This is a genomic window from Marinobacter halodurans (assembly GCF_004327985.1).
GTDB lineage: Bacteria > Pseudomonadota > Gammaproteobacteria > Pseudomonadales > Oleiphilaceae > Marinobacter_A > Marinobacter_A halodurans.
Genome location: NZ_SJDL01000215.1, coordinates 1 through 317, shown reverse-complemented (window position 1 = coordinate 317; position 317 = coordinate 1). Strand labels below are relative to the sequence as shown.

Annotated in this window: 1 pseudogene; it reads right to left on the bottom strand. The window is 64.4% G+C overall.

Features of this window, described 5'->3' with window-relative positions:
* Positions 1-51: 51 nt before the first annotated feature.
* A pseudogene (locus tag EZI54_RS24765) lies at positions 52-317 on the bottom strand (hypothetical protein); the annotation flags it as partial.

Sequence of the window (317 nt, the reverse complement as noted above, 5' to 3'; positions counted from 1 at the left end):
AGCGCTCCCGGAGATGTGTTCGAATGCCTGCTTGGCAGCCCCTTTCCCGCATCAGGCCCGCTGCCGCGCCGGCGCCTTTTCCCCGGCGTAAACCTGCGCGTAGATTTCCGTGACCGGCCGGGTCGGCTGGGCGTCGATCAGGGCCTGTACCCGTTGACTCAATCGCTTGAGCTCGTCGCTGGGCCGGGCTCTTTGATCTTCAGGCAAGGGTTGGGACCAAGCCTCCATCGCCGGAGGCAGGGACCGGTTCAGCAATCGCTGGAGCTTGCGGTTTTCCCACTCCACCATCCGGTTGGGCAGGGTCCAGAAGGTCATCA